This is a genomic window from Peristeroidobacter soli, assembly GCF_004138485.1.
Classification (GTDB): domain Bacteria; phylum Pseudomonadota; class Gammaproteobacteria; order Steroidobacterales; family Steroidobacteraceae; genus Steroidobacter; species Steroidobacter soli.
In genome coordinates, this window is the sequence record NZ_ML142848.1 from 2,010,480 (window position 1) to 2,025,757 (window position 15,278).

At 62.6% G+C, this 15,278-nt stretch carries 13 protein-coding genes; 12 read left to right on the top strand and 1 reads right to left on the bottom strand.

Annotation, left to right across the window (positions count from 1 at the left end):
• Positions 1-20 precede the first annotated feature (20 nt).
• From EKO19_RS08395 to EKO19_RS08405, 3 genes are read left to right on the top strand one after another with little or no spacing between them, the layout of a single operon-like run.
• Complete coding sequence (locus EKO19_RS08395) at positions 21-1,376, top strand: sugar porter family MFS transporter (RefSeq protein ID WP_129775870.1); 1,356 nt, start codon at positions 21-23, stop codon at positions 1,374-1,376.
• Between the two features lie 16 nt (positions 1,377-1,392).
• Positions 1,393-2,454: a LacI family DNA-binding transcriptional regulator gene (locus tag EKO19_RS08400; protein WP_129775871.1), complete on the top strand. Its 1,062-nt coding sequence runs from the start codon at positions 1,393-1,395 to the stop codon at positions 2,452-2,454.
• A gap of 15 nt (positions 2,455-2,469) precedes the next feature.
• Complete coding sequence (locus EKO19_RS08405) at positions 2,470-3,810, top strand: GH1 family beta-glucosidase (protein ID WP_129775872.1); 1,341 nt, start codon at positions 2,470-2,472, stop codon at positions 3,808-3,810.
• 11 nt (positions 3,811-3,821) lie between these two features.
• Here EKO19_RS08405 and EKO19_RS08410 read toward each other — a convergent pair whose 3' ends face one another.
• Positions 3,822-4,163 carry a hypothetical protein gene (locus EKO19_RS08410; protein ID WP_129775873.1) on the bottom strand — a complete coding sequence of 114 codons (342 nt, stop codon included), beginning with the start codon at positions 4,161-4,163 and terminating at the stop codon, positions 3,822-3,824.
• A 212-nt stretch (positions 4,164-4,375) separates the two neighbouring features.
• Between EKO19_RS08410 and EKO19_RS08415 the strand changes: the two genes are divergently transcribed.
• From EKO19_RS08415 to EKO19_RS08455, 9 genes are all read left to right on the top strand, one after another.
• Positions 4,376-5,422, top strand: a complete 1,047-nt coding sequence (locus EKO19_RS08415) for a YncE family protein (RefSeq protein WP_129775874.1) — start codon at positions 4,376-4,378, stop codon at positions 5,420-5,422.
• 156 nt (positions 5,423-5,578) lie between these two features.
• Entirely contained in the window at positions 5,579-7,261 is a 1,683-nt protein-coding gene (locus tag EKO19_RS08420; protein WP_129775875.1) for a serine hydrolase domain-containing protein, read from the top strand.
• A 126-nt stretch (positions 7,262-7,387) separates the two neighbouring features.
• Complete coding sequence (locus EKO19_RS08425; protein ID WP_129775876.1) at positions 7,388-9,421, top strand: amidohydrolase family protein; 2,034 nt, start codon at positions 7,388-7,390, stop codon at positions 9,419-9,421.
• Positions 9,422-9,672: 251 nt separating this feature from the next.
• Positions 9,673-10,653 carry a D-erythronate dehydrogenase gene (gene denD / locus EKO19_RS08430; protein ID WP_129775877.1) on the top strand — a complete coding sequence of 327 codons (981 nt, stop codon included), beginning with the start codon at positions 9,673-9,675 and terminating at the stop codon, positions 10,651-10,653.
• Positions 10,654-10,663: 10 nt separating this feature from the next.
• Positions 10,664-11,413 (top strand): SDR family oxidoreductase, encoded by a 750-nt coding sequence (locus tag EKO19_RS08435; RefSeq protein ID WP_129775878.1) that lies wholly within the window; start codon positions 10,664-10,666, stop codon positions 11,411-11,413.
• Positions 11,414-11,580: 167 nt separating this feature from the next.
• Positions 11,581-12,030: an META domain-containing protein gene (locus EKO19_RS08440; protein ID WP_129775879.1), complete on the top strand. Its 450-nt coding sequence runs from the start codon at positions 11,581-11,583 to the stop codon at positions 12,028-12,030.
• A gap of 94 nt (positions 12,031-12,124) precedes the next feature.
• Positions 12,125-12,589 (top strand): cupin domain-containing protein, encoded by a 465-nt coding sequence (locus EKO19_RS08445; RefSeq protein WP_129775880.1) that lies wholly within the window; start codon positions 12,125-12,127, stop codon positions 12,587-12,589.
• Between the two features lie 21 nt (positions 12,590-12,610).
• The gene (locus EKO19_RS08450) at positions 12,611-13,927 is read left to right on the top strand and encodes a Xaa-Pro dipeptidase (RefSeq protein ID WP_129775881.1); all 1,317 of its coding nucleotides are present in this window, start codon (positions 12,611-12,613) and stop codon (positions 13,925-13,927) included.
• 3 nt (positions 13,928-13,930) lie between these two features.
• On the top strand, positions 13,931-15,274 hold the full coding sequence (locus EKO19_RS08455; RefSeq protein ID WP_129775882.1) for an amino acid permease: 1,344 nt from the start codon (positions 13,931-13,933) through the stop codon (positions 15,272-15,274).
• The last annotated feature ends 4 nt before the right edge of the window (positions 15,275-15,278 follow it).

Sequence of the window (15,278 nt, forward strand, 5' to 3'; positions counted from 1 at the left end):
TAAAAACATCAGCGAGTCACATGCTTCAGGGCAAATTGAACATCGCATTCGTGGCGCTCACGGTCGCGCTCGGGGGATTTCTGCTCGGCTTCGACGCCACGGTGATCTCGGGCGTGGTGCCGTTCATCAAGGAATATTTCTCGCTGGATGGCACCAGCGGCGATTTGAAACTGGGTTTCGCGGTCAGCAGCCTCGGCTGGGGCGCGATGGCGGGTAACGCGATCGCGGGTCCGTTGAGCGATCGTTTCGGGCGGCGGCGGGTTTTGCTCGGCACCGCGTTGTTATTCGTGATGTCTTCATTATTGGCCGCTTCAGCAACGTCCTTCCCGAGCTTCGTCGCCGCGCGCATCGTCGGTGGCCTGGCCGTCGGCGGCGCGATTTTGATTGCACCGGTTTATATCGCGGAGATCGCGCCGGCCGAGAAGCGCGGCAGCCTGGTGTCGTTGAATCAGTTGATGATCGTCATCGGCATCTCGGCGTCGTTCTTCTCGAACTACTTCCTGTTGAATCTGGGCGAGCACAACTGGCGCTACATGCTCGGCGTGCAGATGGTGCCGGCGCTGTTGTATTTCACTTTGCTGTGGTTCGTGCCCGAGAGCCCGCGCTGGCTGTTGCTGAAGGGCAAGGACGAGGCGGCACTGCTGGTGTTGCGCAGAGTCGCGGGCGAACGGCAGGCGCAGGAGAATCTGCAACAGATCCAGCGCAGCTTGACGACCAAAGCGGTGTCGCGTGGCTTTCGCGGTCTGTTCGATTCCCGCGTGCGGCCGATCATGATCATCGCGCTGGGGCTGGCGTTCTTTCAGCAGATCACCGGCATCAATGCGATCTTCTATTATCTGCCGACGATTTTCGCGCAGGCCGGCGGCGGTGTGAACGATGCCTTCCGGCAGGCCGTGATGGTCGGTGTCGTGAACGTGTTGATGACGTTCGTGGCGATCTGGCTGATCGACAAGCTGGGCCGCAAGCCGCTGCTGATCATGGGCATCGCCGGCATGGCGCTGTCCTTGTTCGCGATCAGCTGGGCGTTCAGTCAGGAAAGTTACAATGCGCGCCTGGTGCTGATCGCCATCATCGGCTTCGTCGCCTCGTTCGCGATTTCGCTCGGGCCGGTGATGTGGGTGCTGCTTTCGGAAATCTTTCCGAACGAACAGCGGGCCGCGGCCATCTCGGTAGCGGGATTCTGGAACGCGCTGACCAGCGCCACTGTCACAATGATCTTTCCCTGGGCGCTTGCCACGCTGAGCTCGGGCGGTACCTTCCTGGCATTCGGGCTGTTTGCCACGGCAGCGCTGCTGTTCGTGGTGCTGCTGGTGCCCGAGACCAAGGGCCGGACACTCGAGCAGCTGGAAAACGACCTGATGACCGCGAAGGCATGAGCCTCACTGCACGACGATGAGCAAGCGAGCCGCCGATAACAACGCCAGGAAGCGCGCCACGACCGCCTTGCCGGATTCCCCGCCCACGCTGGAAATGGTGGCGAAGGAGGCCGGCGTGTCGATCGCGACCGTGTCGCGCATCATCAATGGCACCGCGAAGGTGAGCGCCGATCGCAAGGACGCGGTCGAAGCCGCCATCGCGAAACTCAACTTCCGGCCGAACGCCGCTGCGCGCGGATTGGCGCTGGGCAAGTCCAACACCATTGGCGTGATTACGCAGGCCATCGACAGCCCGTTCTATGCGGAAGGCTTGCGAGGCATCGAGGACTATCTGCAGCAGCGTGGTTACACCGCGCTGTTCATGAGCGGCAATTGGAATGAAGCGGACGAAGAGCGCTGCATGTCCGAGCTGCTGTCCCGTCGCGTCGACGGCATCATCATTTTCTCGGGCCGTTTGCAGGATCGCCAGCTGGCGACCTATGCGAAACAAGTGCCGCTGGTGGTGAGCGGTCGCAGCCTGAAGGCACCCAACATTTTCAGCTTGCCTGTGGACGACGAGCGGGGCGCGTTGCTCGCCACCCGGCATCTGATCGAGCTCGGACACACGCGCATCGCGTTCATCGCCGGCATTCTGGATCACCCGGACGCGTCGTTGCGTTTCAAAGGGTATCGGCGCGCGCTGGCGGATGCCGGCATTGCGCATGATCCGAAGTTGGTCGTGCCCGGCGACTTCCACGAAGAAGGCGGCGTCGAGGCGACCATGCGGTTGCTGAAGTCGGGCCACAAGTTCACCGCGTTGTTCTGCGTGAACGATCAGACCGCCTATGGCGCGTGCCTCGCTTTGTATCGCGGCGGTCTGAATTGCCCGCGCGATATTTCGGTCGTCGGCTTCGACGACCTGCATTCCTCATCCTATCGAGTGCCGCCGCTCACCTCGGTGCGTCAGTCGATTCGCGTGCTGGGCGAGAGCTCGGGCGCGGCCATGCTCCAGATGTTGCAAGGTGAGCGGCCGGACATCTCCCTGCCGCAGGTCGAGCTCATCGTGCGCGAAAGCACGGCGGCGCCCAGGAAAGAATGATTGGCAGTTGACCCGATGACCCAGCAAATACCGGTAGCCGAGCTGCGTCGGCGCTTCCCCAGCGAGTTCGTCTGGGGTGTGGCCACCAGCGCGTTTCAGATCGAGGGCGCGGCGCGCGCCGACGGCAAAGGGCCGTCGATCTGGGATGAGTTCTGTCGCGTGCCCGGCGCTATCGCGGACGGCGGTACCGGCGACGTAGCTTGCGATCACTATCATCGGCTCGAAGCTGATCTGGACCTCATCGCCGACCTGGGTGTGACGGCGTATCGCTTTTCCATTTCCTGGCCGCGCGTGCAGCCTTCGGGATCGGGACCCTATAACGATCGCGGCGTGGCCTTTTACGAGCGCCTGGTCGACGGCTTGCTGGAAAGAAACATTCAGCCGTACGCGACGCTGTATCACTGGGACTTGCCGGCGGAGCTACAACATCACAGCGGCGGCTGGCTGGCTCGCGACACGGCGTATCGGTTCGCCGAGTACGCGCAGGTCGTGTCGCGTCGTCTGGGCGATCGCGTCGTTTCCATCGCGACTCACAATGAGCCGTGGGTTTCGGCAGTGCTCGGCTACGAGCGCGGTGTGTTTGCGCCAGGGGTGAAGGATCGTCGGGTCGCTTATCAGGCCAGTCACCATTTGTTATTGAGTCACGGGCTGGCGATGCAGGCGATTCGCGCCGCCGGGATCAAGGCGGAAGTGGGCATCGTGTTGAACATGTCGCCGGTGCGACCGGCCACGGATTCCGAGATCGATGCGCATCATGCAAGGCTCGAAGACGGGCGACTGGTCCGCTGGTACACGGATGCCCTGTTCAAAGGACAGTATCCGGCCGACATCATCGAGCATCTCGGTGCCGATGCGCCCCAGGTTCAAGCCGGCGATGCGGCTTCGATCGCTCAGCCGTGCGACTTCGTCGGCATCAACTACTACCACCCCACGGTGTCGAGCAGCTCGAACCCGGCATCCCCGGCGTCGACCGGCGCGGCCGTCACCGACATGGGATGGGAAGTGGCGCCGAACGCGCTTTCCGGCTTGTTGCTCCGATTGAAGCGCGACTACCAGCTTCCGCCGATCTACATCACCGAGAACGGCGCGGCGTATCGAGATCAGTTGGTGAACGGCCAGGTCGATGACGAGCAGCGACGGCACTACATCGAGTCGCATCTGGTCGCCGTGGCCGAGGCGATCGATCGCGGGGTCGATGTGCGCGGTTACTTCGTCTGGAGCTTGATGGATAACTTCGAGTGGGCCGAGGGCTATCGGAAGCGATTCGGCATCGTGCACGTCGACTACGCGACGTTGCGTCGGACTTTGAAACGGAGTGCGCTATGGTACCGCTCGTTACTGAGCGCCGTAGCATGAATGTCTGACGTTCAGCAGACGCCGACCGGCAGTATGAGCTGAGTAGCTTCGGGCTGCGAGGCGCGCCGGCGGGCGCGGCCCCTGTTGCTCCGGCCACGAGGGGCGGAATTCATGGCCGACAGCGTTTCGCGAGCCGCTTCCGTCGCATCGGTCGCGGACGCATAGCCCAGCATCCGAGTGAACAGGTCAACCATCGGTGTGTGCCGATAGCTGTGCAACTCGTAACTGAAACCTTCCTGGTCGTGAAAAATCCGGGCGTATCCGTGCTCGGTATGGAGTAGATCGACCAGCGTGCGCATTGCCTTCGCCAGCAGGGGGAAACGAGACTCGACCGATGCATCGAGGGCTGTCATGGGGCGGAGTATAAGAAGAGCAGGTTTCGGGAAAGAGGCGACCAGTCCGCAGCATCGAGATTTTAGGGGAACGCCTTATTCATTTTTTCCCAGGCCGGTCGGCGTTGACATGGCTATGGGCACCCCGCCGGCACCCTCGGGCATCCCGCCCGTCAGTCAATTATCAGGCAGGCGTGCGCATACTCCGGCGCCTTTCTCACGTGGAGGATGCGATGAGTTTACGTTCCCTGGCGATCGCCGGTGCCGTTGCCTTTGGCGCAACGGCTGCGGCCCAGGCCGGCGATGCCGGTTTGCTCTACAAGCTCGAAGCCACGGCCACCCTGCCCAGCACCGACAGCGGCTGGGACTACATCAAGATGCAGCCCGGCACCAGCCGCCTGTTCCTGGCGCGCGATGTCGACGGACTGACCGTGTTCGATGTGGACCAGAACAAGGCACTCGCCACGGTCGAGAACTCCAAGGGCGCCAACGGTCCGCTGCTGCTGCCCCAGTACAACCGCGGTTACATCGCGAACACCGACGGCTCGTTGTTGAGCATCGACCTGCAGACGCTGAAGCCCATCGAACGCCTGGCGCTCGACAAGGACGGCGGCCTGAACAGCGGCGTGCATGACCCGGCCACCAAGCAGGTGCACTTCATCACCGGCACCCGTAAAGAGAAGTCGACCTGGTACACGCTGGATGCCGCGACCGGCAAGCTGCTGAAGACCACGACCTTCCCGTTCCGGAAGATGGACGATCCGGCCATCGACGGCGCCGGCAACATCTACGCCCCGGCGCGCAAGGACAACCTGATCCTCAAGCTCGATTCCAAGACGCTGAAGGAAACCGCGCGCTGGCAGGCCCCGTGCAACGTGTCCAAGACGCGCTGGCAGGCGAGCACCAAGCGCATCATCGCGGCGTGCGTCGGCGAGAAGCCGCAGTTCTTCGTCGTCGATCCCTCGAACGGCAAGGTGACCGCGACGCTGCCGATCGGCCCCAGCATCGACGGCATCGGCATCGATGAGAAGCGCAAGCGCATCGTGACCTCGAGCAACGATGGCTTCATCACCGTGATTCAGCAGAAGGGCGCGGATCAGTACGAACTGCTCGGCACCGTCACGACGCGTCCCGACGCTCGCATGAGCTTCATGGATGAGCGCAACGGCAACCTGTATTTCGTCACCGCCGATTCGACCACCACGACGGACGCCAACGGCAAAGAGAACCAGGTTTATCACCCGAACAGCTTCGTGGTGCTGACCTACAAGGCGCTCTGAGCTCACCGCTCTCCCCTTCGGCCCTCCCTCGCTTAGCGCGGGAGGGCTTCTTTTCGTCTCGAGCGGGCCGCGTCAGGGATGTTGATGGTTCCGCGGCGTTGAAACGACTTAGTATCGGGTCCGTCTCTTATCGTCGCCGTGGGGTTCCAAGTTCCTATGCAAAATTTCCGTTGCCTCGCCGGCATCGTCGCCCTGGTGTTGTCGAGTGTGGCCGTGGCCGATGCGCCCTCGCCCAATTTCCCGGCGACCTATAAGTTCAAGCAGAACGCCGAAGCCAACGCGGTTTTCGCCAAGTTCGACAGCACCACTTCGCCCGGCTGCGCCGCCGCTGTCGCCAAAGACGGCAAGCTGATCTACTCGCGCGGCTATGGCATGGCGAACCTCGATCATGGCGTGCCGATCACGACCCAGACGCCGTTCCACGTCGCGTCGGTCTCGAAGCAATTCACGGCGGCGTCGGTCATCCTGCTCGCCCAGGACGGCAAGCTGTCGCTCGACGACGATGTCCGCAAGTATCTGCCCGAGGTGCCGGACTTCGGCGCGCCGATCACACTGCGGCAGATGATTCATCACACCAGCGGTCTGCGCGATCAATGGGATCTGCTGGGGCTGGCGGGCTGGCGCTATTCCAAGGACCGGATCAGCGACGACGACGTGCTGCGCCTGGTGGCGCGCCAGCGCCAGCTCAACTTCGAGCCGGGCTCGCAGTTTCTGTATTCCAACATGGGCTACACGCTGCTGGCGTTGGTGGTGAAGAAAGTCAGCGGTCAGTCGCTGCGCGAATTCACGACGGCGCGCATCTTCAAGCCGCTCGGCATGAACAACTCGCACTTCCGCGATGACCACGCGGAAATCATCACCGGCTTCGCGAACGGTTACGACCGGGCCGGCGATTCCTTCAAGACCAACGTCACCAACTTCGACACCACCGGCGCCACCAGTCTGATCACCACGCCCGAGGATCTGCTGTTGTGGGATGAGAATTTCTACACCGGCAAAGTCGGCGGCAAGGCGTTCATCGATCAGATGCTGGAGCGGGGCAAGTTGAACAGTGGCGAGACCATCACGTATGCGTCCGCAGTCGGGTATGGAGAGTATCGGGGGCTGACGACCGTGAGTCACGGTGGCTCGGACGCGGGCTATCGCTCGACCGTGCGACGCTATCCTCAGCAGCACGTCGGCATCGCTGTCACTTGTAACATTGCCGAAGCGCGCCCGGATGAATTGGCGAACGGCTTGTCCGATGTGTTTCTCTCCGCCGAGCTGAAGCCGAAGGACCAGGATCCCAAGGAATTCAAACCCAATGTGAAGTCGGTGCGCGCCAAGGCGGGTGTGTATCTGAATCCTGTGACGGGTCGCGTGCTGCGACTGGTCGAGAAGGAAGGCAAGTTGCAACGGGTCGACGATGACGGCTCGACGCAGCCGATGTTCGCGGTGAGCGAGAATCGCTTCAGCGCTGGACCGTCCTCGACGGTTGTGTTCGATTTCAGCGGCACGGGCGAGCAGCGCGTGATCACCAGCAAGTCCGGCGATGAGAAGCCTGGCGTGTTCCAGGTCGTGCCGGAATTCACGCCGTCGGCCGCTGAGTTGAATGGCTACACCGGCTCGTTCGCGAGCGACGAGCTCGATCTGCGTTATCGAGTCGAGCTCAAGGACGGCAAGCTGTACGTCGCCACCCTGAAGCAGAATCCGCTACCGCTGCTGCCTGTGACCAAGGATGTGTTCAGCAGCGACGAGCTCGACAACGTGACTTTCGTGCGCGATGCCGGCGGGGCCATCACCGGCCTCAAAGTGACCAGCAGCCGCGCCCGGAATAACGAGTTCGCGAAGCTCCAGTAGCTGGGAATCGCCATGCTCCGGCCGCGCCGGGCCGGGGCATGGACGCATAAGTTATGCGGCGCCTTGCTGGCAGTATGAGGCCCCCAGCTCACGGGTTTCCGTGGGTGTCCGCAGGGTCTCCAGCCAATGGTTTCGGGTCGCAAGATTACGCGCCTCGGCCTGCTCATCGGCGCATTGTGTATGCACGCCTGGGCAGTCGCGGCCACCGATGAATATTCGGTCATTTCCGCCAAAGAGAAAGTCGGCTCGCTGCTTGCGAACGTCGACGGCAGCACGGTCGATATCACTTATGAAGTCAGCAACAACGGCCGCGGCCCCAAGGTGCGCGAGCAGCTGACGCTGAACGACGCCGGCATTCCCACGCAATGGACCATCAAAGGTAAATCGCTGTTCGGCGGCGCAGTCGACGAGCAATTCACCTGGCAGCGCGGCGCGGCTCAATGGCGCGCTCAAGATGGTAAGGGCAGTGCGCGCATGTCGCAGCCGAAGCTCTACATCACCAACGATGGCAGCCCGTGGAGCTACGGTCTCTACGCTCGCATGCTGTTGAAGGCGAAGGACCGGACGCTCGACGTGGCGCCGTCCGGCTCGCTGCGGCTGGAAGAGTTGCAGAAGACTCACGTGGGCGACGTGCCGGTCACGGCCTATGCGATCACGGGTGCGAATCTCTCTCCGGAAATTCTGCTGCTCGCCGCGGACGGCAGTTTGTTTGCGAAGCTCGATTCGCGCGAAGTGCTGGTGCGTAAGGGCTTTGAATCCAAGGTCGAGCAGCTGCAAACGCTCGAGCGGAATCTGCGCGTCACTCGCCTCAAGGATATGCAGCAGCGGCTCGCGCATCGCTTCGATACGCCGCTTCGTATCCGCAACGTGCGCGTGTACGACCCGCAAGCGGAGCAGCTGAGCGATGTAGTTTCCGTCGTCGCGTATCGCAATCGGATCTCCAGCGTTTCAGTGGAGCCTGCGGGCGTCAAGGCGCCTGCCGATGAAGTGGTGATCGACGGTAACGGCGGCACGCTGCTCGCCGGCCTGCACGACATGCATTCTCACAACTCGGACGAGTCGGGGTTGTTCTATCTCGCCGCCGGCGTGACGACGGTTCGCGATCTCGGCAACGACAACGCCTTGTTGCTCGACCTGACTCAGCGCATCGACCGGGGAGAGCTGCCCGGGCCGCGCATCGTGCGTGCAGGTTTGATCGAAGGCCGCAGTTCCTACTCAGCTCGCATTGGTCGCATCCCCGAAACGTTACCGGAAGCGATCGAGATCGTGCGCTGGTATTCCGATCACGGCTACCGGCAGATGAAGATCTACAACTCCTTCAATCCCGACTGGGTCGCTCCGGTCGCGACCGAAGCGCATCGCCTGGGCATGCGCGTGAGCGGTCACGTGCCGGCGTTCATGTCGCCGGATCGCGCGATTCGCGATGGCTATGACGAGATCAATCACATCAACCAGCTCGTGCTCGGTTGGCTGATTGGTCCGCAGGAAGACACGCGCACGACGCTGCGGTTGACGGCGATGGGCGAACGCGCGGCGACGCTGGATCTGAACAGCGAGAAGGTGCGTAACACGATCGCGTTGATGAAGGAGCGCAAGACCGCGCTCGACACGACGATGGTCATTCTGGAGCGCTTGCTGGCGAGCCGCGCTGGCAAGGTGCAGGCAGGCGATGCGCCGTATCTGGATCACATGCCCATCGGCTATCAGCGTTATCGCAAGCGTTCGTTCGTCGATTTCAAGAATCACGCCGAGGACGAGGCGTATCTGATCTCGGTGGAGAAGCAGCTCGAGCTGATGAAGATGCTGTACGCCGAAGGCATTCAGATGCTGCCGGGTACGGACGACACCACCGGCTTCACTGTGCATCGTGAGCTGGAGCTGTATCAGAAGGCCGGCATTCCGGCGGCTCGCGTGCTGCGCATGGCTACTTACGATTGCGAGAAATATCTGGGCTTCGAGCAGAGCCTCGGCAGCATCCAGGCGGGCAAGCTGGCGGACTTCATTCTTCTGCCGGGCGATCCGACTAAGGATGTGTCCGCCGTGCGCCAGATCCGTCTGGTCATCAAGGATGGCCTGTTATATTTCCCGAGCGAGATCTATGAAGCGCTGGGCATCAAGCCGTTCGCCGCAGCGGCGGTGCTGAGCGGTCCGACCAGCTGATGCCTGGATAACGACCATTGCGCCTGATCCGAGGCGCACTGGCCACTGCCGACATCCGGCGCTTCTTATGAATGGCCGCGGCGTTTCATTCATCCGGCGAGCGCGCGATTTAAGTTCAGCCCCGGGTTGATGCACTTCCGGGCTTGGGTGCTGATACGCGGTCTGGGCTCGGCTGAAGAAGCGATTTAGCAAGAATTCCCGCCCCAGCGTCACTACACTGGCCGTTCACGTCGAGCTGAAGGACGGTACCCATGAAAGTGGTGATCACGGGCGGCACAGGATTCCTCGGTCAGCGCCTGGCGGCGCGCATTCTCGAACAGGGGTGGCTGTTCGCGCCCAATGGCGAGCGGCAGGACGTCAGCGAGATGATGCTCTTCGACAGCCGCATCCCGCGCGACCTGACCGTCACCGACAAGCGCATCAGTCTGGTCGAGGGCGATATCGCCAATCCTTCCATCGCGGCCCGTCTGATCGATCGCCGCGACATTGCGGTTTTTCATCTGGCCTCGGTAGTGAGCGCCGGCGCTGAGCAGGACTTCCAGCTGGCGATGCGCGTCAACCTGGACGGGCATCGCCATGTGCTCGACGCAATGGCTGCGCTCGGCTCACGACCGAGATACGTCTTCACCAGCTCACTCGCCGTCTACGGCGGCGACCCGGCACCGCGAGAGGTGGATGATCCGACGCGTCACGTTCCGCAGACGACGTATGGAATGACCAAAGCCATCGGCGAGCTGTTGATCAACGACTACACTCGCAAAGGTTTCATCGATGGGCGCAGCGCGCGACTGGGCATGGTGATCGTGCGGCCCGGCGCGCCCAATCGCGCGGCCTCCGGGTTCGCGAGCGGTGTATTGCGCGAGCCGTTGAACGGTGAGGACTACGTGTGCCCCGTTCCGTTCACGACGAAGGTGGCGGTGACTGGCTACCGCGCCGTCATCGAAGGATTGCTGGCCCTTCATAGGGTCGACGGCCACGAGTTGGGCGCGGATCGTGCGATCAATCTGCGTACGCGCACGGTGTCGGTCGGCGACATGATCGAAAGCCTGCGTCGAGTCGCGAGCGACCGGAAGCTCGGGGCGATCAGCGAGCAGCCCGATCCGTTCGTCATGAAGGTAATATCGGCGTGGCCCGAGCAGATGCTGGCCACACGAGCGGCGGCGCTCGGATTCCCGCTGGATGAGAGCGTCGACAGCATCATCCGCGAATACATCGCTGACTATTTGAAGTGAGCCACGACTCATGAGCCAGAAAAAGATCGCGGTCGTCACCGGCGCGGGCAGTGGCATCGGGCGCAACGCGGCGCTGGCGCTGGCGAAGAAGGATTTCGTGGTCGTGCTCGCCGGTCGTAACGAGCAAACGTTGAATGAAACGGCCGCGCTGGCCGGCGGTGCGCAGACGCTGGCGATAGCGACGGATGTGACACAGCCTGATTCGGTCGCGCAGCTGTTCGAGCAGGTCAAGGCTGCATTCGGGCGCGTCGATGTGGTGTTCAACAATGCGGGCACGAGTGCGCCGCCCGTGCCGTTCGAACAGCTCAGCGCCGAACAATGGAATGCCGTCGTCGCGGTGAACCTGACCGGCGCATTCCTGGTCGCTCAAGCCGCCTATCGAGTGATGAAAGATCAGTCGCCGCAAGGTGGCCGCATCATCAACAACGGTTCCATCTCCGCGCACGTGCCGCGACCGAACTCAGCGCCTTACACGGCGACCAAACATGCCATCACCGGACTGACCAGGTCGCTGTCGCTCGACGGTCGCAAGCACAACATTGCGTGCGGACAGATCGACATTGGCAATGCCGCGACCCCGATGGTGAACACGATTTCCACCGGCGTCGTTCAGGCCAATGGTTCGTTGCTGGCCGAGCCGACCATGCCGGTCGATCATGTGGGCGAGGCCATCGCCTATATGGCCGGTCTGCCGCTCGAGACCAATGTCCAGTTCATGACCGTGATGGCGACCGCCATGCCGTACATCGGCCGGGGCTGAGACCGTCCACGTCAGGCAGGACGGCTGAGCGCAATGGGCTCACGGACGTGCGGGAGCTGCCGCGGGGAAGACGGCCGTTCCATACGCGAGCGCCCGTCTCGACGCCGGGCGGGCGAGGTTGTATTTTCCTTCGCCGTGTCTTCCTCTCAGCGAGGCGTCGCACAGTCATGGGTCGAGCCAAGTACGCTGCCGTGATCATCGCACTGCTGGCGATGACGGCATGCAATAGCAACGAGCCGCAACCTCCCGTGTCGAGCAGCGACGAAGTGACGTACGAATTGGCAGGAACGCGCTGGGCGTTGATGTCGCTCGGCGACAAGCCGGTGACGGTCAGCGAAGGCAGCCGTGAAGCGTACATCGTGCTCAACTCCGCCGATGGCAGTGTGGTGGGGCACGCCGGCTGCAATCGCATCTCGACGAAATATAAACAAACCGGCGCGCAGCTCAGCTTCGGCGATGTGATCGCCACGCGGATGTTCTGCCCGGACATGCCCACCGAAACCGCGTTGCTGGAAGCGATGAAAGTGACGGCCGGCTGGCGTATCAATGGCTCGCAACTGGAGCTGCTGAACGCTCAGCAGAGGGTACTGGCGCGCTTCGAGGCCAGGAATCTATAAGCTCGCCGTGCGCCGCATGCCGCTCCTGGCCAGGCAGGCAGTCCGACGTTCTTTTCATGTTGCTGCTGATGGCAGCGCGCAGTATGTTGCGCTCATGACAGCCAAGGACGTAATTCAGAAGCTGCAGCTCGCTCCGCATCCCGAGGGCGGGTGGTATCGTGAAATCTACCGTTCCACGGATCGGGTTCAGCGTGGCACCGAATCGCGCAGCGCGACCACCGCGATCTATTATCTCCTCGAACAACAACAGTTGAGTCGCTGGCATGTCGTCGACGCCGACGAGATCTGGCATTTCTACGGCGGCGCGCCGCTCGAGTTGCTGGCTTACGATCCAAAATCCCGGCAACTGCAGCGCCATCTGCTCGCCGCCGAGTCGTTGCCGGTGGGAGTGATTCCTTCCGGGGTGTGGCAGGCGGCGCGCAGTCTCGGCGAGTATTCGCTGGTCGGCTGCACGGTCAGTCCGGGCTTCGAGTTCTCGGGATTCAAATTCATCGCCGACTTGCCCGATCACCGGGCGCACTTCGTCGGCGAATTGTCGCAATACGCGGCGTTGCTATAGCCGGCTGCCCGGCGGAGAGATATGACGCAATCGAAGTCGCTCCGCCGCCCGCTCAAATCGTCGCTGCGCTGGTGGGTTGTGCTGGGCCTCGTCCTCAGCTGGGCCAGTCACGCCGAGTCGTTGTGGATTCGCGCAGGCAAGGTGATCGATGTGGAGCGCGGTCGCGTGCTCAGCGATCAAATGATCCGCGTCGACGGCGAGCGCATCGTCTCGGTCGGCGACTACAAGGCGGATGCAAATGCCGGCGGTCAATGGCTGGACTGGTCCCGCTACACCGTGTTGCCCGGCTTGATGGACATGCACACTCACCTGGCGGACTTCGAGAGCTCCGCCGAGATCGCGGCGCCTTTGTATACGTCAGCGGCCGACGCCGCGCTTCAAGGCGTCGACAACGCGCGTCGAACGCTTCGAGCCGGATTCACGACAGTGCGCGATGTGGGCTGCTATCGCGCCTTCACCGACGTGGCGCTCCGCAATGCCATCAATCGCGGCATCATCGAAGGGCCGCGGATGTTTGTCGTTGGTGCATACATCACGGTCAGCGGCGGCGGAGGCGAGGTGACTGGTTTCGCGCCCGATGTCGTGGTGCCGGCGGAAATGCGCCGGGGCGTCGCGAACTCGGAGCTGGAAATCCGACAGCGCGTGCGCGAGCTGATCAGCGGGGGCGCGACTTTCATCAAGGTCATCGCAACCGGCGCCGTGTTGGCGGCCGGCACAACGCCAGGCGCGGCGGAGTATTCTGAATCCGAGATCCGTGCGGCGGTGGACGAAGCCGCTCAGTATGGAATCTTTGTCGCCGCTCACGCGCACGGCGCCGAAGGAATCAAACGAGCGGTGCGCGCGGGTGTTCGCTCCATCGAGCACGCTTCGTATCTCGATGACGAAGGCATCGCGCTCATGAAAAAACAGGGCACCTGGCTGGTCGCCGATATCTACAACGGCGACTACATCGCCGAGACCGGCCGGCGCGACCATTGGAGCGAAGAGATCCTGCGCAAAAACGACGAGACCACGCAGACTCAGCGCGACGGCTTCGCAAAAGCGGTCAAGGCGGGCGTGCGAATCGCGTACGGTACGGACAGCGGCGTCTATCCTCACGGCGACAACGCCCGCCAGTTTGCATACATGGTGCGTTATGGATTGACGCCGATGGATGCGATCCGCGCCGCGACTCTGAACTCGGCGCAACTGCTCGCCCAGGAAAAAAACCTGGGCGCCATCGCGACCGGCAAGTTCGCCGATCTGATCGCGGTGGAGGGCGATCCATTGGCGGATATAGACAAGCTTCGCCAGGTTCGCGGCGTCGTCAAAGCGGGCCGCCCGATCCGACTGGATTGAGCCATGAGCACCCCATCGCCACGCCGTCAGATGGGTTTCTGGATGTGCCTGGCGCTGGTGATCGGTAACGTGGTCGGCTCGGGGGTCTATTTATTACCCGCGTCGCTGGCGCCGTACGGGCTCAACAGCATCTTCGGCTGGCTCATCACGTCGGTCGGCGCGGTCGCGTTGGCGGCGGTGTTTGCCCGGCTGGCGAAGCTGTTTCCAAGGGCCGGCGGCCCGTACGTTTATGCGCGCGTCGCCTTCGGTGACCGGATCGGATTTCTCACCGCCTGGGGCTATTGGATCGGCGCATGGGTCGGCAATGCCGCCATCGCCATCGCGACCGTGGCGTATCTCGCCGAGTTGATTCCCTGGATCAAGCAGACGATCGGCGGACCCGCGATTGCATCGTGCGTGATCATCTGGGTGCTGACCTACGTGAACTGGCGGGGTGCCCGTGAAGCTGGCAGCGTGCAAATCGTCACGACGGTGCTGAAGTTGTTGCCGCTGGTCGCGATCGTCGCGTTGGGCGTCTGGCTGCTGATGAAAGGCGACACCTCGGTCATCAAGGCCGAGCCCACCGCATACTCCTGGCCCGCCATCAACGCGTCCGCCATCCTGACTCTATGGGCGTTTCTCGGGCTGGAATCGGCCACGGTGCCCTCGAGCAAGGTAGAGCATCCCGAACGAAACATTCCGCTCGCGACCTTCTGGGGCACGCTCGGCACCGCGGTGATCTACATCCTCACGTGCTCCATCGTCGTGTTGTTGCTGCCGGCCTCGCAACTCGCGGATTCGAGTGCGCCGCTGGCCGAGGTCATTCGAATGTTCTGGGGCGACGGCATCGCCAGCACGCTGGCCTTGTTCGCCTTCGTCAGTGGCTTCGGGGCGCTCAATGGCTGGATCCTGTTACAAGCGGAAATGCCCCGGGTGCTGGCCAACGAGGGCGTGTTTCCCAAAGTGTTCGCTCGCGAATCGAAACACGGCACGCCGGGCGCGTCGCTGGTGATCACCAGCCTGCTGCTCACCACGCTGGTGCTGATGAACTACAGTCGCTCGATGGTGCAGGTGTTCACCTTCATCATTCTGATCGCCACCTCGACGTATCTGGTCATGTATCTGTGCTGTGCCGTGGCCGCGCTCAAGCTGTGCTGGGACGGATTGCTGGGCTCGGCCGGGCGGCGGCTGTCGCCTTTCTTGCTAATAGCGATGCTGGCGTCCGTGTATTCGCTGTGGACGCTGTTCGGCGCCGGCGCCGAAGAGTTCTGGTGGAGCATGGCGCTGTTCGCGGCCGGATTGCCGGTCTACTGGTTGATGCAGCGGCCCGGCGCCGGGGCCCGGCCCGTACCCCGGATTATTGACTGACAAT